Raw genomic sequence first — 253 nt, 5'->3', positions numbered from 1 at the left:
TGCATACCATCCTCGAATGATGATGAAGATTATCTTATGTGCCTATACCCAATCTGTTTTTTCTGGCAGAAAAATAGAAGACTTACTTAAAGATAGTGTACGGATGATGTGGTTAGCACAGGGTTATGAGCCGAGCTATCGTACCATTAATCGATTCCGTGTTCATCCCGAAGTAAAAGAGTCACTACGCCAATGTTTTGTCCTATTTCGCTGTCAACTTGTTGAAGAGAAGGCAATTGAAGAAGAGGCCATT

At 40.3% G+C, this 253-nt stretch carries 1 protein-coding gene; it reads left to right on the top strand.

Features of this window, described 5'->3' with window-relative positions; all coding sequences use genetic code 11:
- Positions 1-253, top strand: a 253-nt coding sequence (locus ABDZ84_RS18105; protein ID WP_343782507.1) for a transposase, incomplete at both ends; no start/stop codon positions are given.

Origin of the sequence: Virgibacillus salarius, from assembly GCF_039521925.1 — a bacterium.
In the GTDB taxonomy this organism is placed as follows: Bacteria; Bacillota; Bacilli; order Bacillales; family Amphibacillaceae; genus Virgibacillus; species Virgibacillus salarius.
Note: the sequence above shows the minus strand (reverse complement) of the source record. Positions and strands in the feature narration are given on the sequence as shown.